We start from the raw sequence: 25,660 nt of genomic DNA, 5'->3' as shown, positions 1-25,660 counted from the left end.
CCCCCACCACGCGCCCCGTCGGGACGCGCCCTACTCCGTGCGGAGCCCGTCCGCCCGCATCAGCCGCCACAGCGGCGGCATGCTGAGCAGCGTCACCGCGAAGATGACCCCCGCCCCGACCCCGGTCATCGTGGCGACGCTGACCCAGTCGGTGTGGAAGGGCCGCTCCACCATCGCGAGCAGCGCCGCGCCGAACCCGATGCCGGCCGCGACGGCGAGCACCAGCCCCAGCACCACCGGCACCGCCGCCTGCCACAGCACCGACCACGCCAGCACCGAGCGCCGGGTGCCGAACGCGACCAGCACCGCGAGCAGCTTCTTGCGCTCGCGCAGTTGCTCCAGCATCGTCACCAGCAACCCCGCGCCTATCAGCCCCATGGTGAAGACCGCCCCGGCGAGCAGACCGCGGTGGATCTGCGTGAAGCTGGCCTTCGTCCGCGTGTCATACAGGGTGTAGATGGACATGTCGACACCGAGGCGGGCCACGGCGTTGCGCGCCCTTTCGATCGCGTCGGGCTGGTCCGGGTCGAGCACGACCGCCAGCTGCCCGTCCAGGTACTTGAGCGACGAGCTGTCGATCGCCTCCGGAGTGGCGAGCACGCCCCACGTGTGCGCGCCCGTGGCGTCCGCGCGTGAGTGCACGCTGACCGCGGTGGCCGGGATCTGCCACAGCCGGGGCTTGCCGCTGTAGGCGTTGCCGTCCGGTGTGTTGAGGTCGAGCTTCCCGCCGGGCCTGGCGTACTTCTGGTAGTCGCTGTCGGTGCCGTCGCCCGGCGGCACCAGGAACACGCTGCCGGGCCGGCAGGTGGTGATCCGCGCCATCTGCCGGAGCGCGGTGCAGTCGCCGACGCTGATCGCCAGGTCGGGGTACTGCGTCTCGTCGTTCCTGGGGAGTTTGCTCGCGTCCGGCCCGGTGGCGTCGCCGTGCACGTAGCCGTAGACCTGCTTGACGCCCTGCGCGGCGGCGATGGACTTCGCGTCCGCGTCGAGCTGCGCGCCGCTCGCGACCATGCCGTTGACGGCGGCCTGGGCGCGGTTGGTGTCGGCGCCGGTGGACCGGACGTAGTCGCCGCTGACGCCGTTGAAGAGCATCTGGAGCGCGATCGCGCCGGCGACGGCGATGGTCACCCCGCTCACCATCCGGGCAGACGCGCTGCTGCTGAGCTGGAGCCTGCGGGTGGCCAGCTGCCAGGCGATCGGCCCGCCGCGCAGCCGCCCCACGACGGCCTCCACCAGCCACGGCAGCACCGCGGTCACCCCGAAGAGCAGCAGGACGGCGCCGGTCGCGACCTGGTACTCGTTGATCCCCGAGCCCCCATGGACCTTGCCGAACAGCGGTACCAGCAGGGCCAGTCCGACCGCGGGCAGCAGCAGTCGCCACCACAGCCGGCGGCGCCGGCCGACGGCGTGCCGTACGACGCCCAGCGGCTCGATCGTGGTGCCGCGCAGGCTGGCCAGGGTCACCGCGATCGACGCGATCGGCACGGCGAGCACGATCAGTACGGTCAGCGCCGGGTTCGGCGTCAGGTCCGAGGAGAACGCGGAGATCGACATGACGCTGATCTTCGAGGCGAGCTGTCTGCCGATCAGGAACAGCGCCCCGCCGAAGAGCAGCCCGAACAGCGCCCCGAACACCGCCTCGCCGGCCGCGATCCGGTGGGTCATCCGGATGTCCGCGCCGACCAGCCGCAGCGCGGCCAGCCGCCGGTCCCGGCGCTCACCGCCGAGGCGCACCGCGGTGCCGATGAACACCGCGACCGGCAGCAGCAGCACCACCAGGACGATGACCAGCAGCAGTTCGAGCGTCGGGCCGAGCGGCTCCGACTGGTCGGCGAGGCCGAAGCCGGTGATCCGGTCGGCGTTGCCGACCAGGTAGCGGGAGTCGTGGGGGACCAACTGGTCGCTGCCGGCGTAGTAGTACAACTCCGCCGGGCCGGTGATCCCGGCCTTCCCGATGGTGCCGGTGATCGTGTACGGCAGGCGCTCGCGCAGCAGCGGCGCGGACGCCAGCAGCTTCTTCAGCGCGGGCGACACCACCATCTGCCCGTTGCCGGGCCAGCGGGTCAGGCCGGGCGGCAGTTGCGCCTCCGCGCCCTCCGGGTGCACCAGGGCCCCGCCGATGTCGTGGTCGCGGTACGTCGTCTGGGCGTCCGCCCGCAGCAGGCTGTCGGCGGTGGGATGGGCGACGTAGGTGGCGTTGGCGGGCTGGCGGGCGTTCTCCTTCTCGCTGCGGGTCTGCATCATCGCCGGTACCGCCGCGGTCAGCAGCAGCAGTGCCACCCCGAGCCCCACCCCGACCGCGGTGAGCATGGTGCGGGTCCACCCCTCGCGCCCGCCGCTGATCGCGAAGCGCGCGCCGAGCGCGAGGTCGCGCAGCCATGTGCGCAGGTCGGCGGAGTGCTCGGGCGGGCGCCCCGGGTGTCCTGGGTCTCCTGAGCGTCCCGGGCTGCGCGGGCCGCCGCCGGTCGCGTCGAAGCCGGCGAACGGCTCGAACCGCGCGCTTCCGTGCTGGGTGCTCATGACACCCGTTCCATGTCGCGCGACTTCCCGTCCCGCACGACGATCTCCCGGTCGGAGTACGCGGCCACCCGGGGTTCGTGGGTGACCAGGACGACGGCCGCGCCGGTGTCGTGGGCGGCGTCGGTGAGCAGCCGCATCACGCGCTCGCCGTTGAGCGAGTCCAGCGCGCCGGTCGGCTCGTCCGCGAAGACCACCCGGGGGTCGTCGACCAGGGCGCGGGCGACCGCGACCCGCTGACCCTGCCCGCCGGAGACCTCGCCGGGCCGCTTGCCGGAGACGTCGGAGACCTCCAGCCGCTCCAGCCACTGGGCCGCCTTCTCCTCCGCGACGCGGCGCTTGACGCCGCTCAGCCGCATCGGCATCGCCACGTTCTCCAGGCAGGTCAACTCGGGGACGAGCTGGCCGAACTGGAAGACGAAGCCGAAGTCGGTGCGGCGCAGCGCGCTGCGCTCCCCGTCGGACATCGCCGACAGCTCCTGCCCGCGATAGCGGACCTCGCCGGAATCGGGCCGCACGATGCCGGCGAGGCAGTGCAGCAGCGTCGACTTGCCGGACCCGGACGGGCCCATCACCGCGACGACCTCGCCGGCGCGGATGGTCAGGTCCGCCCCGTCGAGGGCGGCGGTGGGTCCGTACGCCTTGCGTATCGCGATCGCCCGCAGCAGCGGTTCGGTCGAGGCGCCCTGGTCATGGGTGCCCGGACGGTTGTCGGCTTCTCCAGCGCTCACTTGGCAACCTCCGCGGCGAGTTGGTCCAGTCGGGCCGCGGTCAGTTCCAGCCACCGCAGGTCGGCTTCCAGGTGGAACAGGGCGTGGTCGCAGATGAGCTGGTCGGCGAGGTCGCCGTCCTTCTTGCGACGGGTCAGCTCGCGCATCAGCCGCAGGTGTTCGGCGCGCTGGGTGTCCAGCAGGTCCACGGCGGACCTGCCGGTCAGCAGGGCCAGGACGACCTTGGTGTAGAGGGTCGTCTGGAGGTAGGGCTCGGGCTTCTCCGGTTGGGCGAGCCAGTCGGCCACGTCGGTGATCCCGGCGTCGGTGATGGCGTACCGCTTGCGTTCCGGGCCGCCGCCGGGCTCTATGCCGTCCACCTCGACCAGGCCGTTCTTCAGCAGCCTGGCCATCGTGGAGTAGACCTGGCCGTAGGCGAGCGGCCGATCGTGTCCGAAGCGTTCGTCGAAGGCGCGCTTGAGGTCGTAACCGTGGCGCGGCCCGGACTCCAGGAGTCCGAGCAGGGTCTGGCCGATTGACATGCCGAGCAGACTACACCATGGGTATACATCACGTGTATACCCACTGTGCATAACTCTTCGGCTCGGGTGTTTCCGCAGGTAAGGGCGGTTCTATGGTCTCAACGGGGGTCGGTTGGCGGCTCCTTCGCCGGGCGCCCGCGGCGCGGGATCGGCCGGGCGGCCGGCGGCATCCGGCCCGCCTCGGTCAGTGCCCGCCGGAGCAGGTACTCGATCTGCGCGTTCGTGCTGCGCAACTCGCCCGCCGCCCACGCGGCGAGCGCGTCGTGGACGGCCGGGTCGAGCCTGAGGAGCACCTGCTTGCGGGAGGGGCGGCTGGGTTCGGTCACTGGCTGCGGTCCGCCTTACTGGTAGAGCGTGCCGGTGTTCAGCACCGGCTGGGCCGCCCGCTCGCCGCAGAGCACGACCAGCAGGTTGCTGACCATGGACGCCTTCCGCTCCTCGTCCAGGATCACGATGTCCTGCTCGGCGATCCGCGACAGCGCCGACTCGACCATGCCCACCGCGCCGTCCACGATGGTCTGCCGGGCCGCCACGATCGCCCCCGCCTGCTGCCGCTGCAGCATCGCCGAGGCGATCTCGGCGGCGTAGGCGAGGTGCGTGAACCGCGACTCGATGATCCGCACCCCCGCCGACGCCACCCGTGCGGCGATCTCCGTGGAGAGCCGCTCGGTGATCTCCTCGCTGTTCTCGCGCAGCGACAGCCCGTCGGTGTCATGGCTGTCGTACGGGTAGCGCGTCGCGATGTGCCGTACCGCGGTGTCGGTCTGGATCGACACGAACCGCACGAAGTCGTCGACCTCGAAGACCGCCTGCGCGGTGTCCTTGACCTGCCACACCACGACCGCGGCCAGCTCGATCGGGTTGCCGTACGCGTCGTTGACCTTCAGGACGGCCGTCTCCTGGTTGCGCAGCCGCGTGGAGACCCGGCGCCGGCTGGTGAACGGGTTCACCCAGCGCAGGCCGTCCTGCCGGATCGTCCCCTGGTAGCGCCCGAACAGCTGGCACACCCGCGCCTGCCCCGGCGCGACCTGGGTCAGCCCGAAGAGCAGCACGAAGGCCACCACGGCCACCACGATGCCGACCGTCACCAGCGCGACCGCCGTCCCGCCGCCCGCCCTGGCGCCGACCACCGTCAGTGCCACCCCGGCCGCTATCACCAGCAGCGCGATCAGCAGGAACGGCAGCCCCGGCATCCCCGCCGCCCGACGCTCGGACACTCTCGGCGCCGGCATCTCCGGGACGTCGCTCTGCTCGGCCGGAGCCGTCCCCTGTGGTTGCTCGGACATGAGATCCACCCCGTTCTTGTGATTCCCTGCACTTATCTAAGTGATATCATAAAAACGCGAGGCGGTCACGGTTAAGGCATGGCCGGGGCCGGCACGCGATGCAGCCCCGGAGCACGGGGGGGACACGTGTTCCGGGGCTGCGCTCTTACGGTGGGTCCAGGCGAGAACGGACCGATCCTGGGCCGATCCTGACGGTCGGCGGGTTCTGGCGGTCAGCCGGTCTTGCTGGTCAACGGGTCTTGACGGCCTGGGCGATCCGGTCGCCGACGGTCTGGTCGATGCTGCGCCAGTACGCGAAGGCGCGTTCCAGGACGGGCGCGCTGACCCCGTCGGACAGATGCCCGGCGACATTGCCGACCAGCCGGTCGCGCGCCGCGTCGTCCAGCACCTCGCGCACCAGCGTGCCCGGCTGCCCGAAGTCGTCGTCCTCGCTGTGCGGCGTGTACGCCTCCCGCACCATCTCACCGGCCGACTGCCACCCGGCGATGTCCCCGTACGCCTGCGCGGACGCGGCCGGCCCGCCGTAGGAGTTCGGCGCATACGGTGCCCCGGTCCTGGCCGGCTCGAACCGCATCGGGCCGTCCTTGGCGTAGGAGTGCACCGGCACGTGCGGGCGGTTCGGCGGGAGCTGCTGGTAGTTCGGGCCGATCCGGTAGCGGTGCGTGTCCGGGTAGGAGAACAGCCGCCCGAGCAGCATCTTGTCGGGGGAGGGGCCGATCCCCGGCACCATGCTCGACGGTTCGAACGCCGCCTGCTCGATGTGGATGAAGTAGTCCTCCGGGTTGGTGTCCAGCGTCATCCGGCCGACCTCGATCAGCGGGTAGTCGCCATGCGGCCACACCTTCGTCAGGTCGAACGGGTTGAACCGGTAGTCCGCCGCGTCCTCGAACGGCATGACCTGCACCCGCAGCGTCCACGACGGGTGGTCGCCCCGCTCGATCGCCTCGTACAGGTCCTGCCGGTGGAAGTCCGCGTTCTGCCCGGCCATCGCGTCCGCGTCGGACTGGGTGAGGAAGTCGATGCCCTGGTCGGTCTTGAAGTGGTACTTCACCCAGAACTTCTGGCCGGCGCCGTTGATCCACATGTAGGTGTGCGAGCCGTAGCCGTTCATGTTCCGGTAGGTCTTCGGGATGCCGCGGTCCCCCATCAGCCAGGTCACCTGGTGCGCGGACTCCGGGGAGAGCGTCCAGAAGTCCCACTGCATGTCGTTGTCGCGCAGGCCGTTGTCGGGGCGGCGCTTCTGGCTGCGGATGAAGTCCTGGAACTTGATCGTGTCCCGGACGAAGAACACCGGGGTGTTGTTGCCGACCAGGTCGTAGTTGCCGTGCTCGGTGTAGAACTTCAACGCGAAGCCGCGCGGGTCGCGCCAGGTGTCGGGGCTGCCCTGCTCACCGGCGACCGTCGAGAACCGGGCCAGCATCCGGGTGGAGCGGCCCGGCTGGAACAGGTCGGCCTTGGTGAACTGGCTGACGTCGTTGGTCACCTCGAACCGGCCGTACGCCCCGCTGCCCTTGGCGTGCACCACCCGCTCCGGGACCCGTTCCCGGTTGAACTGGGCCATCTTCTCGATCAGGTAGTGGTCCTGCAGCAGGATCGCGCCGTCGGGTCCGACGGTCAGCGAGTGCTCGTCGCTCTCCACCGGGATGCCGGCGTTGTCGGTGGTGGGCGGGATGTTCGACGTGCTCATGGAGTGTCCTTCCGGGTCCTCCTGGGCCGATGCCGCATCAGGACACCGGTCATCGTCTCGCGGTCCGCTACCCACCCTCGCACCGAACATTCCGCGCGGCATGCCGGCTCAGGGCGCTCAGGCCACGGCGGTGACGGCTCCCCCGCGAAGTGGGTCGCGCCGGAATGCGGGCACTGAGCCCCCGGAGGTGAAGGCCGGCAATCAGGGCAGCGGGAGCTCGAACCAGACGACCTTGCCGGCGCCCAGACGGGTGGCGCCCCAGCGCTGGGCCATGCGGTTGACGAGGTAGAGGCCGCGGCCGCCCTCCTCCTCGGGAGCGGCGTGCCGCATCCGGGGGAGCAGCGGGGCATCGTCGCCGACCTCGCAGCGCAGCACGTCGGTGCGCAGCAGCCGCAAGGTGACCGGGCGTTCCGCGTACCGCACCGCGTTGGTGACGATCTCGCTGACCAGCAGCTCGGCGGCGTCGACCTGGTCGTCCAGGCCCCAGCGCATCAGCGCCTGGCGGACCAGCCGGCGGGCGCGTCCCGCGGTCTGGGCCTGCGGCTCCAGGAACCAGTACGCGACGTCGCTCGGCGCGATCCCGGCGAACCGGGCCGCGAGCAGCGCGATGTCGTCGTCGCGGTCACCGGGGCCGAGGATCTCCAGCACCTCGTCGCACAGCGGCTCCAGGGGCGGCGGGGAGACCACGGTGGCGGCGTCGTGCAGCCGCTCGCGGAGCAACTCGATGCCGCCCCAGACGTCGCGGGTGCGGGACTCCACCAGGCCGTCGGTGTAGAGCAGCAGCGTGGCCCCGGCGGGCGCGGGCAGCTCCACGGCCTCGAACGGCACGCCGCCGACGCCGATCGGGGCGCCCGGAGGCACCCGCAGCACCTCGGCGAGACCGTCGGCGTGCAGCAGTACGGGCGGCGGGTGACCGGCGTTGGCCACCACCAGGCGGTGCGCGATCGGGTCGTACACGGCGTAGACGCAGGTGGCCATCCGGTCCTGGCCGAGCCGCTGGGCCTGCTCGTCGAGGTGGTAGAGCACCTCCTGCGGGGCGAGGTCCAGCCCGGCGAGGGTCTGCACGGTGGTGCGCAGTTGGCCCATGATCGCCGCCGAGGTCATGGAGTGGCCCATCACGTCGCCGACCACCAGCGCGACCCGGCTGCCGGGCAGCGGGATCGCGTCGTACCAGTCGCCGCCGACCCGCGCGGACTCGGCGGCCGGCAGGTAGCGGCTGGCGAGCTGCACACCGGTCGGCTGCGGCAGCGAGTCCGGCAGCATCTCGCGCTGGAGGGCGTCGGCGATGTACGCCTCGCGGCCGTAGAGCACCGCCTTGTCGACGCCGAGCGCGGTGTGCGTGGCGAGTTGGGCGGCGACCAGCAGGTCGTCGGACTCGAACGGCGGCCGGTCCGCGCGGCGCAGCAGCACCGCGGCGCCGATCACCCGGCGGCGGCCGCGCAGCGGGGCCAGCAGCGCGCGACGGCCGACCGGCAGCGGGCCCGGGGGGTTGCCGAGGAGTTCGGCGAGGGCGTCCGCGGCCCGCGGCGAGTCCGCGAAGACCGGGCGCACCCCGCGCAGCACCTCGGCGAGCGGACCGTCGAGCAGCACCCCGATGGTCTCGGGGGCGCCGCCGGACGGGGTCTCCAGCGCCGGCAGCTCGCCGACCGGCATGTCCGGGGTGTCGCCGGGACCCTCCAGGCCGCCGTCGGCCCGGCGCAGCCGCAGCCGCAGCGGACCCGAGGGGCGCTCGTCGCCGACCGGGAGCGGCTCGCGCAGGTAGACCAGGATCGCGTCGGCGAACGCGGGCACCGCCGAGCGGCACAGCCCGAGCAGGATCTCGTCCAGGTCGAGGCCGCGGGCGATCCGCCGGGTGGCCGCGCCGACGTACCGCAGCCGGTCCGCCTCGGGGCCGGTCTGCACCGGCATCGGGATGCGCATGCCCACCGAGTCCTCGTCCGCGGTGTGCCCGGCCGCGGTGTGGCCGGCCGCGTCCAGCGGCGTGCCCCGCGGCGGTGTGCTCACAAACGAGCTCAACGCCTCGCTCCCCTCCGTCACTGCCGGCACCCATCCCGTGTCGTGCGCCGGGGCGGGGGACTGCGCGGGCCCCTCGGGCTGGGCCCCGCCGCGCGCCTCGCCCGGCGCCGTTTCCGCGCGGTGCTGCCCGGCCGCCGGGGCACCATCGCTCCGCCGTGCACTGTACGCCCCGGGCCGGGTGGGCGCGGCGGGCTCGGTGGTCTGCTCGTCGTGCGCGCGGGCGGCGGGCGGGTGCCCCGCGTGGTCGTGGTCGTGCGCCTCGGACCCGGCGGCGCTCGGCGCCGCGGTCGTGTCGTCCTGGGCCGGCGGCGCCGATTCGCGCACGCCGAAGCTGCCGCGCGGGTCCTGCGGGGACGGCACGGTGTGCGGCCGGGGTGGGCGGGGCGGGTCCGTGGTCACGCGAGTGGGTCCATCCGTCGGTGCTCCGCCGCGGCCAGCGCGAGGCGGGGCTCGGGCCTGGTCTGGGTCAGGCGCGTCGGCAGTAGAGGAAGATCTGCTCCTCCGGCGGCACGTCGGTGCTCGCCGGCGCGTACGTGTACGACATCTCCTTGATCACCTCGAAGCCCGCGTCCACCACGATCTCGCGCAGCTCGTCCTTCAGGTACCCCGAAACCCGCACGGTGTGCCCGAGGAAAGGGATCGGTACGTCGTCCACGTCCGCCTCGACCATGCCGAGCGCCAGCAGACCGCCGGGCTCCAGCAGTTCGCGGACGGCGGTCAGCGTGGCCGGGATCTCGGCCCTGGGCAGCATCAGCAGGGTGAAGAACGCCGCGATCGCGGAGAAGCCGCCGGTGGCCAGCGGCCCGCCGTCGACCAGGTCCGCCACGTCCGCCTGGACGAACTCCGCCTCGGGGACGTTCGACCGGGCTCTGGCCAGCATGCCGGCGGACAGGTCCACTCCCGTCACCCGCATGCCGGCCTCGACGAACTGCCGGGCGGTCGGCAGGCCGGTCCCGCACCCGAGATCGAGCACCCGGGCGCCGGACGGCAGCTCGGCGATGAGCCAGCTGCCCGCGGTGATCTGGCCGTCCTTGTGCGGGAACGCCTCGTCGTACCGGTCGCCGATGGCGTCGAACGCCTCGGCCTGGCCGGTACGGTCCCGCCCCGACGCCGCCGCGGGGTTGTCGGACGGCGTGCCAACGGGCTCGTAACCGTCGGTATCCACTGCTCAGGGCCTCCCTGGCTGCTGTGACTGGTGTGACGGACGGGGCTGGAATGGGACCGGGGTGAAGCGGTGACGGGAAGGGTGGGTCCGGTGGGGCGTTGTTTGGCATATGCACAGGAGCGGCACTCGTTTGTACCCCCGTGACGTGGCGTCAAACTCTAGGCCGTGCCGGGCAATTGCGCAGGCTTCCGGTGGACGATCCTACGGTTGACGGCCCGGGGCGCGCCAAGGGGATCATGACCGGCGCCCGGACCTGCGCGCGCGCCCCCCGTCTTCGCTGGTCCCGCGCTCCCTGCTTCCGGGCTCACACCGCGGGGCGGTCCCAGTCGGACGGCAACTCGGGCACCGGCCATGACGGGTCGGGCCGCCAGTCCTGCCAGCGGTCGCGGAAGGGCGGGTCCCAGGCCCTGATCGCGCGCACCGCTTCCCGGCCGGCCTGCCGGACCCGGGCGGCCAGCTCGGCCGGCATCAGCCCGTCGGCCTGCGCCTGCGCGAACTCGTCCTCGTCCCGCCAGTACCAGTTGCGGTCCGGGTGGACCGAGATGTCGAGGAAGTGGTCTTGCGAGTCCACCCCCGCGGACCAGCGGTTGAGCGGCTCCTCCAGATTCACGTACCAGCTTCTGAACTGCCAGTCCTGCTCCCAGAACAGCCACACCGACCAGGGTTGACCCGGCCGGGCCAGCTTCAGCACTCCCGAGCCGAACCACTCCTCCACCACCCGGGTGCGGGGCTTGGTGTACCGGGTGGCCAGCGGCTCCTGGTACAGCGGAGTGCCGTCGGCGAGCACCGGCTTGATGCAGCGGGTGCCCGCCGCCAGCCACACCACGAGCAGGTCCGGCTCGTCGCGCACCACTGTCACCGGGCGGCAGATGTGCACCTCGTCCGTGCCGTTGCCGCGGTAGCGCCACAGCACATGGTCACCAGGGGCCCAGCGGCCCGGCCGCGGCGCGTTCGATCCGTCCGGTTGCGTGGTGTCGAGGTCGGCTGTCATGAACAGAGTTTACGGAAGGCGTGTTACGGGTGGGTCATTCGCAGCACGTCCAGCGCCTCGTCGAGCTGCGCCTCGGAGAGCTCGCCGCGCTCCACGTACCCCTCCTCGATCACCACCTGCCGGATCGTCTTCCGCTCCGCCAGCGACTTCTTCGCCACCTTCGCGGCTTCCTCGTAGCCGATGTAGCGGTTCAGCGGGGTGACCACGGACGGCGAGGACTCGGCGTACTCCCGGGCCCGCTCCGGGTGCGCCGTGATGCCGTCGATCGTGCGGTCCGCGAGCAGCCGCGAGACGTTCGCCAGCAGCCGTACCGACTCCAGGACGTTGCGGGCGATCACCGGGAGCATCACGTTCAGCTCGAAGTTGCCCGCGGCGCCCGCGACGGTGATCGCCGTGTCGTTGCCGATCACCTGCGCGGCCACCATCAGCACGGCCTCCGGGACCACCGGGTTGACCTTGCCCGGCATGATCGACGAGCCCGGCTGGAGGTCGGGCAGGCTGATCTCGGACAGCCCGGTGCGCGGGCCCGAGGCCATCCACCGCAGGTCGTTGGCGATCTTCGTCAGCCCCACGGCGATCGTCCGCAACTGGCCGGACGCCTCCACGATGCCGTCCCGGGCGCCCTGGGCCTCGAAGTGGTCGCGCGCCTCGGTCAGCGGCAGGCCGGTCGCCCGGGCGACCTCCGCGATCACCGCGGCCGGGAACCCGGGCGGCGTGTTGATCCCCGTCCCCACCGCGGTGCCGCCCAGCGGCAGCTCCGCCAGGCGCGGCAGCGACGCCTCCAGCCGCTCGACGCCGTACCGCACCTGCGCGGCGTACCCGCCGAACTCCTGCCCCAGCGTCACCGGCGTGGCGTCCATCAGGTGGGTGCGGCCCGCCTTCACCACGCCCGCGAACTCCGCCGACTTCGCCTCCAGGGACTCCGCCAACCGGGTCAGCGCCGGCACCAGGTCGCCGGTCACCGCCGCGGTCGCCGCGATGTGGATCGAGGACGGGAACACGTCGTTGGACGACTGGGAGGCGTTCACATGGTCGTTCGGGTGCACCTTGCGGCCCAGCCGCTCGGTGGCCAGCGCGGCGATCACCTCGTTCGTGTTCATGTTGGACGACGTGCCCGAGCCGGTCTGGAACACGTCGATCGGGAACTCCGCGTCCCACGTCCCCGCGGCGACCTCGTCCGCCGCCGAGGTGATGGCCGCCGCCATGTCGGCGTCGATCACGCCCAGCTCGGCGTTCACCTTCGCTGCCGCGGCCTTGATCCGGGCCAGTGCCTGGATGTGCGCGCGGCTGATCCGCTGCCCTGAGATCGGGAAGTTCTCCACGGCGCGCTGGGTCTGCGCGCCCCACTTCGCCGCCGCGGGAACCCGCACCTCGCCCATCGAGTCGTGCTCGACCCGGAAGTCGTCCATACCGTCGTCCATACCTCCTACAGTGCCTCGCCCCCTGCCTTTGTTCCCCCGGACGCGCCCGTGCGCGGCCAAGCCCGGCAGTGGTCTCCGGGTGCCTTCAGCGTGCCGCCGTCCTCCCGCTGGCGTGCCTCCGGCGCGCTCCCGTCGTGGTCCCGTCGTGCAATGGATCACCCCGCTCTCTGGCGTGCATGTGCATTCCGCCCTGCCCCGGCCGCCGCCAGGGGTGCGCTGCGCGAACGGGCGGAACTCAGTCCTCCCAGTCGAGTTGGGATTCCGGTATGCCGATGCCTCGGCCGTAGGCGGCGACCTCGGCGCGTCCCGCCGGGTCGCCGCGCGGGTAGCGGAACACGCGGCCGGCGAAGACTACGAACGCGTCGGCCGCGGTGTTGTAGTTGACGTACCAACCCCCGCTCGGCGCGAGGCAGTCGGCCAGCGCCGCGGCCAGCCGCTCCGCTTCCGCTTCCGGGGCGCGGAAGTCCAGCAGCGTCCACTGGGTCGGCTGCCCCTCGGCCGCACCGGTCACCGCGATCCGCCGCACCGTCGACACCTGCAAGGGCACGCCGTCGAGCGCCGACCCGACCCGAAGGCTCTCCCCGATCAGGACCCCACGCAGCATCTCGCCGACCTCTCCCTGCTGACCGTTCATCCGCCCACGCACCTCCAACACCATCGATCTCTCCGACTCCTTCGCCCGCTTACCTCCACATTTCCGAGCGTATGTGCGAACCGGTGCGCCAGGGAAGAGGAACCGTGCATGATTCGCTCGTTTGAGCGAATATGCGAAACGTGCAACCACCCACTCCGGGCTCCGCGCCCGCCCTCGAAGCCCGACTCACGGCCTTCCTGAGGCGATACGAACGGGCCAACAACAGCCATCGGATCGACCGCGTGCTGCCGATGATCGCGGAGGACGCCGTCTACTGGTTCACCGACGGCTCCTTCCACGGCGTCCCCGAGATCGCGACGGCGATCCAGCGGACCTTCGACGCCATCCAGGACGAGAACTACGAGATCCGCGACCTCGAATGGCTTGTTCTCGGCGCCGAACACGCCGTCTGCCGCTACCGGTTCCGCTGGACCGGAACGGTTGACGGCCGCTCCCGATCCGGTCAGGGCCGGGGCACCAACCTGATCGTCAGACGCGATGGCGAGTGGAAGATCCTCCACGAGCACCTGAGCGCGTGAGTGTGCCGCCGCCCTACGGATGCGGCGCGGTCCTTCCGGGTCACTGCTCCGCGACGGGGCGGTCCGCCGTGTCGAGCCACACGTGCGAACCGTGCGGCGTGACCGTCAGGCCGAAGCGGTCGATGGTCAGGTGGTCCCGGGAGCGCCACCAATGGACGGCGGACTCGACCTCGTCCCACAGCCGGCGGGGGCCGAACTGCCAGACCGGCGAGGCCAGTTGACCGTCGCGGAAGACGACGACCGCCCAGGAGGGGTCAGCCAGGCCGTAGAACCAGACGGGGCGGGTGTCGCCGCGCTTCTCGGCGGCGGCCTGGACGCAGCCGGGCACCCGTAGCCCGAGGACGAAGGGGACGGTGCCGGAGCCGTCGCCGAGCAGGTCCTCCTCCGTGAGGGTCGTGGTGGACGGGTCGGCCAGGTCGGTGCCCTCCGGTGGGACGCGGTCGCCGTGCCGGAGGGCCGTCCGCTGGGCGCGCATCTTCATGAACTCCACCCGGCGGGTGAAACGCCCCGAGGCCGCCCCGTCCGCGACCTCCAGCCGGACCACGGCGTCGGCGTTGCCGAAGCGGGTGCCCCACGGGGCGACGATCACCCCGCCCGGCGCCGTCTGCTCCACCCACGCGTACGGGATCTCGCGCACCCCGCAGGTCGCGATGATCCGGTCGTACGGTGCCCGCGCCGGGTGCCCGGCGAACCCGTCGCCGCTGATCACGGCGGGGCGGAACCCGGCGCGCTCCAGGGTGCCCCGGGCTGTTGCCGCCACGTCCGGGTCCACCTCGACGGTCGTCACGTGCGCGTCGCCGAGCCGGTGGGACAGCAGCGCGGCGTTCCACCCCGTGCCGGTGCCGACCTCCAACACGGTGTTGCCGTCGGCCACTTGCAGGTCGCCGAGCATGGCTGCCACGACCGACGGCATCGAAGCGGAGGAGGTGGACACGCGCCCTGGTGCGGTCCCTTCGTGCTCCCCGTCGTCCCACTGCGTGACGACGGGCACGTCCGCGTCGGCGAACGCCCGCCACGCCGCCGGGTCCTGCGTGCGCACGACGGGTACGGCCCTGCGTTCGGCCATGTCGTACGGCCACATCAGGTCCGGCAGGAACGCCGAACGCGGCACCGCCCGGAAGGCGTCCTTCCACCCGGGTGCCAACTCGTCGCCGCGCCACGCGGGCAACGGCCGGCCCGCCGCGGACCGGCCTCGCGCGCCTTCCACCGCAGTCACTTGCGGTGCGTTCCGTCCCCGGGCGGCGTCGTCCCGTCCGGACTCGGCGGCTCCTCCGGCGGCGTCCACGGCGTCCCCGGGTGCCCATCGCCCCCGTCGCCGGCGGTGGCAATCGTCATGCTGTTTTCCACCTTCACCACTCCTTCGTCTGTCGGTCAGGTGAACGCGGAAGCGGTCCCGTTGCTCGGGCCGTCCCGCCTTGGTCGCTCGTCCACGGTAGAAGTCCGGAGCAGGTTTTCTCGACGGTATTTCCGTGTTCGGGTAAAGATCATGAGCGGAATCCGCCGGCCCACTCGGAAAGGCGTTTCCTCGCCCGCTCGCCGAAGAACGCATACTCGGTGTACGCGCCGAACTCGCCCTGGTAGACGGATACATCGCGATGGTCGCGGAAGATCATCGCGCCGGTCACCGTTTCCACGGTTGCTATCCGGGCATCGTAAATCGTGAACGTATTCAGTGGCGCCACAGGCATGTGGCGCTCCAAGGGGATGACGCCCAGTCGTATGTTCGGCCGGAGGCTGAGGGATGCCAGACGGTCGATCTGCGCGGCCATCGCTGAGGCGGGCAGGAAGGGCCAGCGGACCGCCTGTTCCGTCAGGACGAAGGTGAACTGCTTGGTGGGATCGTGCAGAACGGCCTGCCGTTCCAGCTTCTTGGCGATCGCCTTGCTGTGGTCGCCTGGAACGTGGGCGAGGCTGGCTCGTACGTATTCGGGGGTGGCAAGCAGCCCGGTTATCATGGAGAGGAGGAAGTAGCGGAACTCCGTGGTGGATTGCTCAAGCGCGGCCAGTTCGTTCTGCTTCTTCTCCAGGCCGGTTCGCCGCTGCGACCAGATGTCCTGCCATTCGGAGTTGGCAATTCGGGCAAGAGCGGTGATCCGGTCCACGAGATCCGGGGACGCGTCCAACGCCCTGAGGATCAGGTCTACGTCCACCGGACTGGGGGTGAGCTTTGCGCCCTCGATATTGCTGATCTTCGTCTGGGAGAGATGGCAACGGCGAGCGAGCCGGACTTGGGACAGCCCGGCTCGCTTGCGTAGTTCTCTGAGCGTTTCGGCCAGGTCGTACCTGGACTGGGTCAGCCCTCCGGGATCAAACGTCAAGGCCCTTCACGTACTCCTCGAAGGGCACCGCCTCGGCCAGTGCGACGCGCTGGTACTCGACGAAGGGTGCCACGTCTCCCGTATGGACTTCGCGGTTGATCTGCGTCCCGTCGGGCGCGTAGTTCATGAGGACGACTTCCGACCTGTCGAACATCCAGAAGTCCTGCACTCCGGCCAGCGGATCAGGACGACCCGTCACATCCATGATGCGGATGTCCTCGCCGGCCCACACATGTGGCAGGTAGTACATGAACTCGTACCGCAGATAGACGGAGAGCGGTCGCGTGACGATGTGCACGCGTCCTTTCGTCCTGCCCTCGCGGCGGACCCTCCGCAGATCCTCCGTGTACTCGTTCGTATGGGTGTGGGGATCGATGCGCGCACCGGCGAGGAAGGCGCTGATCTCGGCCTCCTCCTGCGCGACGTTGTACACCGGTAGGGTTTCGAGCCGCCACGCCTCGAAGCGGAAGTCACGGAACCTGGCGTCCCAGGCTTCACCATCCAAGAGCACGAACGGCCTCCCTCAGAACGCTTTCCGGGATCTCGACCAGGCCCTCGCCGGCCGCAGGGGTGAACACGTCCGTCAGAGCGCCTTGGACGACGAACGAGCCGTTGACGGTCCGGTAGACGTTGGGACAGTCATTCTGACTGCACTCGCCGGTGCCGGTGCCGGTGCCGGTGAGGCGGGTGAGTTCCTCGCGCGCCATGCCAAACCCCCTGTCGCAGAACCCGGTTGGGTCGATATCCAGAACAGTAGGAGAAGCGGACCGAGGCCGTCCATGCGGCACTGTCGATATTCGCGTTGTCGGGTAGTTGATCTTCACCGAGGCCCGGCCCGGAAGCCGCCGGGCTTCGCGGGGCTCGGGCCGGGCGCATGGGGCGGGTCGGGTCAGGCGGTGAGGGTGTCGGTGTCCTTGTAGGTGACGCCGTCCTTCATGACCAGCAGGACGTTCGCGGGGTCGCCGAGGGAGCCGATGTCCTCGAGCGGGTTGCCGCGGGCGATCACGATGTCGGCGCGCTTTCCGGGTTCCAGGGTGCCGATCTCGCCCGCGCGTCCGAGGAGTTCGGCCGCCTCGCTGGTCCCGGCCAGCACCGCGCCCATCGGGGTCATGCCGCACTCCACCAGGTACCCGAGTTCCCGCAGGTTGGTGCCGTGCTCGGCGATGCCGCAGTCGGTGCCCATCGCGACCCGCACCCCGCGCTCGATGGCGCGCGGGATGTGCCGGCGCGCGACCTCCTGCCAGTGCTTCTTCTTCGCGTACGCCCAGGGCGCGGCCTTCGCCGGGTCCGGGTCGGTGTTGGCGGTGCTGAGGGTCGGGACGAGGAAGGTGCCCTGCGCCAGCATCAGGTCGATGGCCTCGTCGTCGATCTCGTAGCCGTGCTCGATGCTGGCGACGCCGCCGCGGACGGCGTTGAGTATCCCGTCGCGGCCCTGGGCGTGGGCGGCGACCTTCTTTCCCCGGTGGCCGGCGGCGATCTGCGTGATGGTGCGGATCTCGTCCTCCAGGAAACCGTCGTCGTCGGGCTGGTCGGTCGGGCTCCACACGCCGCCGGTCGCCGCGATCTTGACGCAGTCGGCGCCCTGCCGCAGCACCTCCCGTACCGCGTTGCGGCACTCGGCGATTCCGTCGGCGAGCCGCGCCATGCCGTTGGCGCTGGGGCGGCTGTCGTTGCCGGCCCGGAAGTCGCCATGGCCGCCGGTCGGGCTGAGCATGGAGACCGCGACCAGCAGCCGGGGGCCGACCAGCAGACCGGATTCGACCGCCCGCCGGTGTCCGGCGTCGGCGCCGCCGAGGTCCCGCGCGGTGGTGACGCCGGCTTCGAGCGTCTGCTTCATCCGCGGCCCGGACAGGAAGGTGAGCAGGGTGTGCGGCATGGTGGCGAGTTCGGCGTGGCTCAGCGCCGAGGTCCCGGGGGCGGCCATGTGGACGTGGCAGTCGATGAAGCCCGGAAGGATCGCGTCGCCGCGTACGTCGATGCGCCGGGTGCCGGCCGGGACGGAGCACTCCCCGGTCGGGCCCGCCCACCGGACGAGCCCGTCCTGGACGAGCACCGCTCCGTCGCGTACCGGCTCACCCCCGGTGCCGTCGATGAGCAGGCCGTTGTGCAGGAGTACGGAGGTGGAGGGGGCGGGCATGCTGGGGTTCCTTCCCTGGAGTGGGCGCGCGAGGGCGGGTCGGTGGGGCAGTCAGGCAGCGGGTCAGCGGGTCAGCGGGTCAGTCGACGGATGACCGGGGGCGGGCCACGACCGTCGCGGAGACCGCGACGAGGATCGAGACACCGGCGCAGCACCACCACACGGTGGTGTAGGCGTGGATGGTCGGGATCTCGGTGCCCTTGAAGGTGATGGCGGTGAGGATGGCCGCGAAGATCGCTCCGGCGACCGAACCGCCCACGGTCTTGGCGGTGTTGTAGATGCCGGTGGCGATGGAGGTGCGCTCCTGCGGACTGGACTCGACGATCAGGACCGGCATCGCGCTGAGCGCCAGGCCGACGCCCAGGCCGTTGATGATGTTCACCACGACGAACTGCCAGGGCTTGTCGTGGGCCTCGATCAGGAAGACGTAGCCGATCGCCATGAGGACTCCGCTGACGGCGAGGACAGCGCGGCCGCCGAGGAGTTTGAAGAGCCGGGAGGCGAACAGCGAGGCGACGAAGGCCATCACACCGGACGGCAGCATCAGCCACGCGATCCCCAGGGCGTCGTACCCGAATCCGTAGCCGAGCTTGTCACCGGGGGAGGAGACGAAGAGGACCGCGGCGGTCTGGGCGCCGAAGAGCGCGATGCCGAGCAGGAAGCTCGCCGCGTACACGGGGAACAGGGTGCGCCGCACGGAGAGCCGGATGTCGACGATCGGTTCGGCGACGCGGAGTTCGACCAGCACCCAGGCGACCAGCGTGAGGGCGGCGACGGCGAACAGCGTCATGGTGTACGTGTCGGTCCAGCCCCACTTGGGGCCCTGGGAGATGCCGAGCAGCAGGGTGGCGAGTCCGACGCTGAGGAGTCCGGCGCCGACCCAGTCGACCTTGCCCTGGGCGCGCACCTTCGACTCGGGCACGAGGAAGAAGACGACTCCGGCGCACAGGACGGTGACGGCGGCCGGAATCCACAGCACGCCGTGCACGGAGGAGATGGCCTGCCGCAGCAGTCCGGCGACGACCATGCCGGCGCTGGCGCCGAAGGTCAGCGCGCCGACGAGCATGGCGATGGCGCTGCGGCCGCCCGCGGTGTCCAGCCGGTCCCGGACCAGGCCGATCTCCAGCGGCAGCAGCGCGGCGAGCGGGCCTTGCAGGACCCGGCCGACCAGCAGCACCTCGAACGAGGGCGACAGGGCGACCAGGACCGAGCCGGCGGCGAGGCACAGGACGGCGATACGGAGCAGCCGTCTATGGCCGTACATGTCCCCGAGGCGGCCGAACAGCGGCACGGAGACCGCGGCGGCGAGGAGCTGCGCCGCGTTGACCCAGTTGAGGTCGCCCGCGCTGACGTGCAGTACGGAGCCGAGTTCCGGCAGCAGGGCCGGCATCATGCCCTGGATGATGCCGCTGGTCAGCTCGACGAAGACCAGGAAACCCACGACCGCGGCGACACGGGCGCCGTCGAGGCCGGGAGCGTCGGCGCCCGCGGTGGGCTGGGTACGCAACATGGGTTCTCCACTTGGGCACGGCCGCGCGCGCAGGCGACACGGCAGAGGGTGAGGTGAGGGTTTCGGGGTTTCGGGCGGAGCCGGGGGCGCCGCTTTCCGGGTGGCCGGGATCGGCGGGCCGGTGCTGGAGCGGCAGGTGCAGGTGCAGGTGTTGGAGCGGCCGGGGTCGGCGGGCGGCGCTGGGTGACCGGGGTGACCGGGGGTGGCCGGGGTCGGCGGGCGGTGCTGGGTGACCGGGGGTGGCCGGGGTCGGCCGGTCGGTTCCGGAGTGGCAGGTACTGGAGTGGCCGCGGTCAGGAGGCGGTACTGGGGTGGCCGGGGTCAGGCGGCCGGCTGCCGGCCGGCGTCGTTGAGCATGCGGGACACGGCCCTGATCACGGCCAGGTCGGCCGGTCCCGCGGTGATGCCGAGCGCGGCCAGCGCGGCCTCGGCACCGTCGCCGTCGCCGGGTGCGCGCGCGGGTGGCGCGGCGGGCACGGGTTCCGGCCGGGTGTGCTCCGGGTCCCGGAGCGGGGCGGGCCGTTGCCGTGGGTCCGGCGCGGCCCGGCGCAGATGCCAGGTGGTGGCGGACTGGAAGGCCTCGCCCGCGGCGATCAGGGTGTGCTCGCCGCCGCGACGAGCGACCAGTTGGAGGGAGAGCGGGAGCCCGGCCGGGTCGGCGCCCATGGGCAGCGCGAGGGCCGGGAAGCCGGTGGGGTTCCACACCGCGGTGAGGTTGAGCTCGTCACCGGGCGCGGTCTCCTGGGTGTACGGGCGCGCGCTCGCGGGCCAGGTCGGGGTGGCGATCAGGTCCACACCTCCGGGTCCGTCCATCCGCTCCAGCAGCAGCGCGGTGAGCCGTTCGCGGTTGTGCTGGACGCGCAGGTAGACGTGGGCCGGCAGGAGCGCCCCGGCGGCGGCCAGCCGGCGAAAGCCCCGGCCGTGCCCGTCCCAGTCGGCGGCGAGCCGCTCGCCGTGGACGGCGAACGCCTCGGCGAGCATGGTGACCGCGTTGACGGCGAGCAGCGCGCCGAACTCCGGAAGCTCGAACTCCCGTACCTCGGCGCCGAGTTCGCGCAGTGTCCGCAGCGCGTCCTGGAACGCGGCGCGGCACGGCGGCGTGATCGCCGGCCCGTCGAGCAGCCCGAACGGGACGCCCACGCGCAGCCCGCGCACTCCTTCGGCGGTGGGCGTGCGCGGCGCCTGCCCGGTCATCGCGTCCAGCAGGAGCCCGCAGTCGCGGGCGCTGACCGCCATCGGGCCCAGTACGTCCTGGGAGGGGCTGAGCGGCACGCAGCCGTCGTTGGGCAGCAGCCCGGAGGTGGTCTTCAGGCCGGTGGCGCCGCAGAGCGCGGCGGGCAACCGCACGCTGCCGGCCGTGTCGCTGCCGAGGGCTCCCAGGAAGAGCCCGGCGGCGATGCCCGCGCCGTTGCCGGTGCTCGATCCGCCGGTCCACCGCTCCGGGTCCCACGGGTTGCGGGGCACCGGGAACGGATGGGCGGGGTCGGGGCGGCCCATGGCGTACTCGACCATGGTGGTCTTCCCGAGGACCACCGCTCCCGCCGCGCGCAGCCGGGCGACGGCCGGCGCGTCGCACCCGCGCCACCAGAGCGGGTCGTGGACGGGGCTCTGCGCGGTGGGCGACCCCTCGACGGTGGCGAGGTTGTCCTTGACGGCGAGCGGCAGCCCGTGCAGGGCGCCGCGCTCACCCGCCGGGACACGGTCGGCGGCGTCGGCGGCCGCGAGCGCCTGTTCCGGGAAGCGCGTCACGTACACACCGAGCAGCGGATCGAGCAGTTCGGCGTCGGCGAGCGCGGACTCGACGAGTTCACGGCTGCCGACGGTGCCCGACTGCAGAGCCGAGGCGGCCTCGGCGAGGGTGGCGAAAGGCTGCGGCACGCGGCACCTCGGGGCTGGGGATGTGGCTGGATTCACTGGATTCGGTGAAGTACGGCGATGCTAGTCTCCGATCAGAAAGCGGCCCCGGATTGCATGTTTCTGTCAGATGCCAAGGCTGAATCCGGTTTTTTCCCACAGCGCCCCGGGGGCACGGACCCCAAAGGACTCCTTCATGGCTGAAAACCTGCCCTCGCTCAGCGAGCTGGACCTCGCCCTGGTCAACGCCCTGCAGATCAATCCACGCGCGCCCTGGATCGACCTGGCCAAGGCGCTGGACGTGGATGCCGCGACCGTGGCCCGGCGGTGGGAGCGGCTGCGGGCGGCCGGGCACGCCTGGGTGACGGCCTACCCGTACGGCGGTTCCGGCGCCGGCGCGCTGATCGAGATCGACTGCGCGCCCGGGCAGGCCGGAGCGGTGGCGGAACTGCTGTCGGCGGACCCGCACGCGGTGACCGTGGAGCACGCGGCGGGCGGTCGCGACCTGCTGGTCACCGCGATGGCCACCAGTTTCGGCGCGCTGTCGGGCTACATCGTGGACCGGCTCGGCACGATCCCCGGGATCACGGCGACCCGGGCGCACCTGGTCACCCGCAGCTACACGGAGGGCAGCGTGTGGCGGCTGACCAGTCTGAGCCGCTCGCAGCAGGAGGTGCTGGCCGCTTCCCGCCGGTCGGCCCTGGGGGACGGGCAGCCGCTGCCCGAGTACGCCGAGCTCGTCACGGCGATAGGGGAGAACGGCCGGATGTCGCTGAGCGAGCTGGCCGCGGAGCTCGACGTGTCGGTGAACACGGCGAGCCGCCGGCTGAACCGGCTGCTGGAATCGGGCCGGCTGGTGCTCCGCTGCGACCTGGCCCGCTCGCTGTCCGGTTCACCGGTCGCGGTGACCTTCTTCGGCTCCGCGCCCGCCGAGCACCTGGACGCCACCGCGCGCGAGCTGGCCAAGCTCCCGGAGATCAGGCAGTGCCTGGGGCTGGCCGGGCCGCAGAACCTGATCGCGACGGTCTGGGTCGCCTCCCTGGTCGACGCCCAGGCCCTGGAGGTGCGCCTCGCCACCACCCTGCCGCATCTGCGCATAGTCGACCGTGCGGTCGCGCTGCGTGCGGTCAAGCTGATGGGACGCCTGCTGGACCCGGACGGCCGCGCGATCGGGTTCGTGCCCATCAACCTCCTGGAGTGACAGCCGGCCGCGCGCTCACGATCGCGGTGGCGCGTCAGCCGCGGTCAGACGCTGGGGAGTTCGCCGGTGCGTATCGCGGTGATGAACGCGGTCCAGGCGGTGGGCGTGAAGGCGAGAGCGGGACCGTGGGGGTTCTTGGAGTCGCGGACGGGGACGGTGCCCTGCACGGCGAGGCGGGAGGGCGCCCACTCGACGCAGTTGCCGCCCTCGCCGCCGCTGTAGCTGCTCTTGATCCAGGCGGTGCCGGTGGGGTCGGGGGTGTGGCTCATCTGGTGTGCTCCTCCGCGATGCTTCGGATGAGGGACAACGAGTCCTGCGGGGACGCGGCCGCGGCGCGGAGCCGGTCGTACGCCGTCCTGGCGCTCTCCACCGCCTCCGCGGACTCGTCCACATGTCCCGCGTTGCGGGTCTCGGAGTACACCACCCGCGTCCCGTCCCATGACGACAGTAGGATAAAGGGCGCGGAAGATGTCGGGGCTCCCGCCGAGAAGGGCAGGACCTGCACGGTGATGTTCGGGTTCGCCGCCCGCAGCACCAGGTGCTCCAACTGCGCGGCCATCACGGCCCGTCCGCCGACCTCCGTGCGCAGCACCGCCTCGTGCAGGATCACCCACAGCAGCGGTGGCCGCTTGCCCTCCATCACGCGGTACCGCTGCCGCCTCGCCTCGACCCGCGTCTCGATCTGCCCGTCGTCCTCGCGGGGGTTGGCCGCGCGGAAGGTCGCCTCCGCGTACTCCGGAGTCTGCAACATGCCCATCAGTAAGGTGCTTGAGTAGTCGCAGATCTCCTTCGCGCCCTGCTCCAGCTTCACGTACGGCACGAACCAACCCGCGTGGCCGCGCTCGGTCACCCGCTCCCGTAACCGCGTGAAGAAGCCCGACGTCCCGAAGATGCGGTCGCACGCCTTCACGAACTGCTCCGACGCGAGGAGCTGCCCGCTCTCCACCCGGGTCACGTAAGGCCGTTCGTACCCCGTCTGCTCGGCGAGCTGCTGCTGCGTCAATCCCAGGTGCTCCCGGGCGAATCTGACCTCCTGGCCCAGATACGCCGCGCCGTCCTTCCGGCCTTGCTGCCACCGGTCCTTCTCCTGAATGTCCGTCACTTCGGCACCCCCGAAACGTCGATGGTTCCGAACCGTTCGGAACCAGTTCACCCCTGGTCGGCCAGGGCCGTCCCCGCAAAGCTGACCGAGACGGGCCGACCTCGGAAGGACGATCGTCCGATTCCCTCCGCATTTGAGAGCTTATGGGCCGATCGAGCCCGCAGGGAAGGAAAACGAACGCAATTAGCTCTTTCGAGCTAACGTTCGATATCCGCCGCTCCGTCATGCCTCCCCGACACCTCGTCATGTCCTCCCACACCGCCTGGACATGCCGCGGCCCCCGCCCTCCGGGGTGAGCCGGGGGACGGGGGCCGAGGTCGAGCGGGGAAGCGGTCGAGCGGGGAAGCGGGGGAAAGGCGTCAGGCGCCCGGGCGGACGGGGATGGAGGTGAAGGTGGGGGAGGGGGCGGGGTCCTGGAAGAAGTCGTTGCCCTTGTCGTCGACGACGACGAACGCCGGGAAGTCCTCGACCTCGATCTTCCAGACGGCCTCCATCCCGAGTTCCGCGTATTCGAGGACGTCGACCTTCTTGATGCAGTCCTGAGCGAGGCGGGCCGCGGGGCCGCCGATGGAGCCGAGGTAGAAACCGCCGTGCGCGGCACACGCGTCGGTGACCTGCTGGGAGCGGTTGCCCTTGGCGAGCATGACGAACGAGCCGCCGGCGGCCTGGAACTGCTCGACGTACGCGTCCATGCGGCCGGCCGTGGTGGGCCCGAAGGACCCGGAGGCGTATCCCTCGGGGGTCTTCGCGGGGCCCGCGTAGTAGACGGCGTGGTCGCGCAGGTACTGCGGCATCTCCTCGCCCGCGTCCAGCCGTTCCTTGATCTTGGCGTGCGCGATGTCGCGCGCGACGACCAGCGGCCCGGAGAGCGAAAGCCGGGTCTTGACCGGGTACTTGGTCAACTCGGCGCGGATCTCGTCCATCGGCCGGTTGAGGTCGATGCGGACCACGTCGTCGTCGAGGTGCTCGTCGGTGGTCTCCGGCAGGAAGCGCGCCGGGTCGGTCTCCAACTGCTCCAGGAAGACACCCTCCGCGGTGATCTTCGCGAGCGCCTGGCGGTCGGCGGAGCAGGACACCGCGATCGCCACCGGGCAGGACGCGCCGTGCCGCGGCAGCCGCACCACGCGCACGTCGTGGCAGAAGTACTTCCCGCCGAACTGCGCCCCGATCCCGATCTTCTGGGTCAGCTCGAAGACCTGCTGCTCCAGCTCCTTGTCCCGGAAGCCGTGCCCGGCCGGGGACCCTTCGGCGGGCAGCTCGTCGAGGTAGTGCGCGGAGGCGTACTTCGCCGTCTTCAGCGCGAACTCCGCGCTGGTGCCGCCGACCACGATCGCCAGGTGGTACGGCGGGCAGGCGGCCGTACCCAGCGAGCGGATCTTCTCCTCCAGGAAGCGCATCATCGACGCCTCGTTCAGCACCGCCTTCGTCTCCTGGTAGAGGAAGGACTTGTTGGCGCTGCCACCGCCCTTCGCCATGAACAGGAACTTGTACGCGCCGCCGTCGGTGGCGTACAGCTCGATCTGGGCGGGCAGGTTGGAGCCGGTGTTCTTCTCCTCCCACATGGTCAGCGGGGCCATCTGGGAGTAGCGCAGGTTCAGCTTGGTGTACGCGTCGTAGATGCCGCGGGAGAGCGCTTCCTCGTCGCCGCCCTCGGTCAGCACCTGCTGGCCGCGCTTGCCCATCACGATCGCGGTGCCGGTGTCCTGGCACATCGGGAGCACGCCGGCCGCCGCGATGTTCGCGTTCTTCAGCAGGTCCAGGGCGACGAAGCGGTCGTTCGGGCTGGCCTGCGGGTCGTCGAGGATGCGGCGGAGCTGGGCGAGGTGGGTCGGGCGCAGGTAGTGCGAGATGTCGTGCATGGCCTCGGCGGCCAGGCGCCGCAGCGCCTCGGGCTCCACCTTCAGGAAGGTGCGGCCGTCCGCCTCGAACGTGCTGACGCCTTCGGCGGTGACCAGGCGGTACGAAGTGGGGTCCGCACCGAGCGGAAGCAGATCCGTATAGGTGAACTCGGGCATATGCGGCAATCCTCA

23 protein-coding genes are annotated in these 25,660 nt (G+C 71.4%); 2 read left to right on the top strand and 21 right to left on the bottom strand.

Features of this window, described 5'->3' with window-relative positions; all coding sequences use genetic code 11:
* Window positions 1-30: 30 nt before the first annotated feature.
* The 11 genes from OG896_RS13615 to OG896_RS13565 form a co-directional block, all read right to left on the bottom strand.
* Window positions 31-2,520, bottom strand: a complete 2,490-nt coding sequence (locus tag OG896_RS13615; RefSeq protein ID WP_329365392.1) for an ABC transporter permease — start codon at window positions 2,518-2,520, stop codon at window positions 31-33.
* Window positions 2,517-3,185 carry an ABC transporter ATP-binding protein gene (locus OG896_RS13610; protein ID WP_329373965.1) on the bottom strand — a complete coding sequence of 223 codons (669 nt, stop codon included), beginning with the start codon at window positions 3,183-3,185 and terminating at the stop codon, window positions 2,517-2,519. Before OG896_RS13610 ends, OG896_RS13615 begins: the two co-directional genes overlap by 4 nt.
* 59 nt (window positions 3,186-3,244) lie before the next feature.
* Window positions 3,245-3,769 (bottom strand): PadR family transcriptional regulator, encoded by a 525-nt coding sequence (locus OG896_RS13605; RefSeq protein ID WP_329365390.1) that lies wholly within the window; start codon window positions 3,767-3,769, stop codon window positions 3,245-3,247.
* A gap of 98 nt (window positions 3,770-3,867) precedes the next feature.
* Window positions 3,868-4,095, bottom strand: coding sequence for a toxin-antitoxin system HicB family antitoxin (locus tag OG896_RS13600; RefSeq protein WP_329365388.1), 228 nt, complete (start codon window positions 4,093-4,095; stop codon window positions 3,868-3,870).
* A 15-nt stretch (window positions 4,096-4,110) separates the two neighbouring features.
* Window positions 4,111-5,055, bottom strand: a complete 945-nt coding sequence (locus tag OG896_RS13595) for an SPFH domain-containing protein (RefSeq protein WP_329365386.1) — start codon at window positions 5,053-5,055, stop codon at window positions 4,111-4,113.
* 229 nt (window positions 5,056-5,284) lie between these two features.
* Window positions 5,285-6,742, bottom strand: a complete 1,458-nt coding sequence (locus tag OG896_RS13590; protein ID WP_329365385.1) for a catalase — start codon at window positions 6,740-6,742, stop codon at window positions 5,285-5,287.
* Between the two features lie 201 nt (window positions 6,743-6,943).
* On the bottom strand, window positions 6,944-9,157 hold the full coding sequence (locus OG896_RS13585; protein ID WP_329365383.1) for a SpoIIE family protein phosphatase: 2,214 nt from the start codon (window positions 9,155-9,157) through the stop codon (window positions 6,944-6,946).
* 67 nt (window positions 9,158-9,224) lie between these two features.
* Window positions 9,225-9,923, bottom strand: a complete 699-nt coding sequence (locus OG896_RS13580; protein WP_443057028.1) for a class I SAM-dependent DNA methyltransferase — start codon at window positions 9,921-9,923, stop codon at window positions 9,225-9,227.
* Window positions 9,924-10,227: 304 nt separating this feature from the next.
* Window positions 10,228-10,914, bottom strand: a complete 687-nt coding sequence (gene fomD, locus OG896_RS13575) for a cytidylyl-2-hydroxypropylphosphonate hydrolase (RefSeq protein ID WP_329365381.1) — start codon at window positions 10,912-10,914, stop codon at window positions 10,228-10,230.
* A 23-nt stretch (window positions 10,915-10,937) separates the two neighbouring features.
* Window positions 10,938-12,335: a class II fumarate hydratase gene (locus tag OG896_RS13570; RefSeq protein ID WP_443057027.1), complete on the bottom strand. Its 1,398-nt coding sequence runs from the start codon at window positions 12,333-12,335 to the stop codon at window positions 10,938-10,940.
* 235 nt (window positions 12,336-12,570) lie between these two features.
* Window positions 12,571-12,969: a hypothetical protein gene (locus OG896_RS13565; RefSeq protein WP_329365380.1), complete on the bottom strand. Its 399-nt coding sequence runs from the start codon at window positions 12,967-12,969 to the stop codon at window positions 12,571-12,573.
* Window positions 12,970-13,109: 140 nt separating this feature from the next.
* Between OG896_RS13565 and OG896_RS13560 the strand changes: the two genes are divergently transcribed.
* Window positions 13,110-13,508: a YybH family protein gene (locus tag OG896_RS13560; RefSeq protein ID WP_329365378.1), complete on the top strand. Its 399-nt coding sequence runs from the start codon at window positions 13,110-13,112 to the stop codon at window positions 13,506-13,508.
* 40 nt (window positions 13,509-13,548) lie between these two features.
* Here OG896_RS13560 and OG896_RS13555 read toward each other — a convergent pair whose 3' ends face one another.
* From OG896_RS13555 to OG896_RS13525, 7 genes are all read right to left on the bottom strand, one after another.
* Complete coding sequence (locus tag OG896_RS13555; protein WP_329365376.1) at window positions 13,549-14,724, bottom strand: methyltransferase domain-containing protein; 1,176 nt, start codon at window positions 14,722-14,724, stop codon at window positions 13,549-13,551.
* A 268-nt stretch (window positions 14,725-14,992) separates the two neighbouring features.
* Complete coding sequence (locus tag OG896_RS13550; RefSeq protein WP_329365374.1) at window positions 14,993-15,826, bottom strand: helix-turn-helix domain-containing protein; 834 nt, start codon at window positions 15,824-15,826, stop codon at window positions 14,993-14,995.
* Entirely contained in the window at window positions 15,816-16,337 is a 522-nt protein-coding gene (locus OG896_RS13545; protein ID WP_329365371.1) for a DUF6879 family protein, read from the bottom strand. The genes OG896_RS13550 and OG896_RS13545 overlap by 11 nt, the downstream gene beginning before the upstream one ends.
* Complete coding sequence (locus OG896_RS13540) at window positions 16,321-16,533, bottom strand: hypothetical protein (RefSeq protein WP_329365369.1); 213 nt, start codon at window positions 16,531-16,533, stop codon at window positions 16,321-16,323. Before OG896_RS13540 ends, OG896_RS13545 begins: the two co-directional genes overlap by 17 nt.
* A 182-nt stretch (window positions 16,534-16,715) precedes the next feature.
* Window positions 16,716-17,963, bottom strand: a complete 1,248-nt coding sequence (locus tag OG896_RS13535; RefSeq protein WP_329365367.1) for an amidohydrolase family protein — start codon at window positions 17,961-17,963, stop codon at window positions 16,716-16,718.
* Between the two features lie 79 nt (window positions 17,964-18,042).
* Window positions 18,043-19,473, bottom strand: coding sequence for an MFS transporter (locus OG896_RS13530; RefSeq protein ID WP_329365365.1), 1,431 nt, complete (start codon window positions 19,471-19,473; stop codon window positions 18,043-18,045).
* A gap of 321 nt (window positions 19,474-19,794) precedes the next feature.
* Entirely contained in the window at window positions 19,795-21,351 is a 1,557-nt protein-coding gene (locus OG896_RS13525) for an amidase (protein WP_329365363.1), read from the bottom strand.
* A gap of 172 nt (window positions 21,352-21,523) precedes the next feature.
* On the opposite strand from OG896_RS13525, the gene OG896_RS13520 reads away from it, so the two are divergent.
* A complete protein-coding gene (locus OG896_RS13520) occupies window positions 21,524-22,528 on the top strand; it encodes an Lrp/AsnC family transcriptional regulator (RefSeq protein ID WP_329365361.1) in 1,005 nt (334 codons plus the stop codon).
* A gap of 44 nt (window positions 22,529-22,572) precedes the next feature.
* Here OG896_RS13520 and OG896_RS13515 read toward each other — a convergent pair whose 3' ends face one another.
* The 3 genes from OG896_RS13515 to OG896_RS13505 all read right to left on the bottom strand — a co-directional run bounded on the left by OG896_RS13515 (window position 22,573) and on the right by OG896_RS13505 (window position 25,645).
* Window positions 22,573-22,797 carry a DUF397 domain-containing protein gene (locus OG896_RS13515; RefSeq protein ID WP_329365359.1) on the bottom strand — a complete coding sequence of 75 codons (225 nt, stop codon included), beginning with the start codon at window positions 22,795-22,797 and terminating at the stop codon, window positions 22,573-22,575.
* A complete protein-coding gene (locus OG896_RS13510; protein WP_329365358.1) occupies window positions 22,794-23,630 on the bottom strand; it encodes a helix-turn-helix domain-containing protein in 837 nt (278 codons plus the stop codon). The genes OG896_RS13515 and OG896_RS13510 overlap by 4 nt, the downstream gene beginning before the upstream one ends.
* Window positions 23,631-23,989: 359 nt before the next feature.
* Window positions 23,990-25,645: a fumarate hydratase gene (locus OG896_RS13505; protein ID WP_329365356.1), complete on the bottom strand. Its 1,656-nt coding sequence runs from the start codon at window positions 25,643-25,645 to the stop codon at window positions 23,990-23,992.
* Window positions 25,646-25,660 lie beyond the last annotated feature (15 nt).

This window comes from Streptomyces sp. NBC_00669 (genome assembly GCF_036226785.1).
In the GTDB taxonomy this organism is placed as follows: domain Bacteria; phylum Actinomycetota; class Actinomycetes; order Streptomycetales; family Streptomycetaceae; genus Actinacidiphila.
Note: the sequence above shows the minus strand (reverse complement) of the source record. Positions and strands in the feature narration are given on the sequence as shown.

Excerpts from the sequence above, each read along its gene's own strand:
- OG896_RS13615 (WP_329365392.1), bottom strand. The coding sequence starts at position 2,520 with ATGAGCACCCAGCACGGAAGCGCGCGGTTCGAGCCGTTCGCCGGCTTC.
- OG896_RS13605 (WP_329365390.1), bottom strand. The coding sequence starts at position 3,769 with ATGTCAATCGGCCAGACCCTGCTCGGACTCCTGGAGTCCGGGCCGCGC.
- OG896_RS13595 (WP_329365386.1), bottom strand. The coding sequence starts at position 5,055 with ATGTCCGAGCAACCACAGGGGACGGCTCCGGCCGAGCAGAGCGACGTC.
- OG896_RS13590 (WP_329365385.1), bottom strand. The coding sequence starts at position 6,742 with ATGAGCACGTCGAACATCCCGCCCACCACCGACAACGCCGGCATCCCG.
- fomD (WP_329365381.1), bottom strand. The coding sequence starts at position 10,914 with ATGACAGCCGACCTCGACACCACGCAACCGGACGGATCGAACGCGCCG.
- OG896_RS13570 (WP_443057027.1), bottom strand. The coding sequence starts at position 12,335 with ATGGACGACGGTATGGACGACTTCCGGGTCGAGCACGACTCGATGGGC.
- OG896_RS13565 (WP_329365380.1), bottom strand. The coding sequence starts at position 12,969 with ATGAACGGTCAGCAGGGAGAGGTCGGCGAGATGCTGCGTGGGGTCCTG.
- OG896_RS13540 (WP_329365369.1), bottom strand. The coding sequence starts at position 16,533 with ATGGCGCGCGAGGAACTCACCCGCCTCACCGGCACCGGCACCGGCACC.
- OG896_RS13535 (WP_329365367.1), bottom strand. The coding sequence starts at position 17,963 with ATGCCCGCCCCCTCCACCTCCGTACTCCTGCACAACGGCCTGCTCATC.
- OG896_RS13530 (WP_329365365.1), bottom strand. The coding sequence starts at position 19,473 with ATGTTGCGTACCCAGCCCACCGCGGGCGCCGACGCTCCCGGCCTCGAC.
- OG896_RS13520 (WP_329365361.1), top strand. The coding sequence starts at position 21,524 with ATGGCTGAAAACCTGCCCTCGCTCAGCGAGCTGGACCTCGCCCTGGTC.
- OG896_RS13515 (WP_329365359.1), bottom strand. The coding sequence starts at position 22,797 with ATGAGCCACACCCCCGACCCCACCGGCACCGCCTGGATCAAGAGCAGC.
- OG896_RS13505 (WP_329365356.1), bottom strand. The coding sequence starts at position 25,645 with ATGCCCGAGTTCACCTATACGGATCTGCTTCCGCTCGGTGCGGACCCC.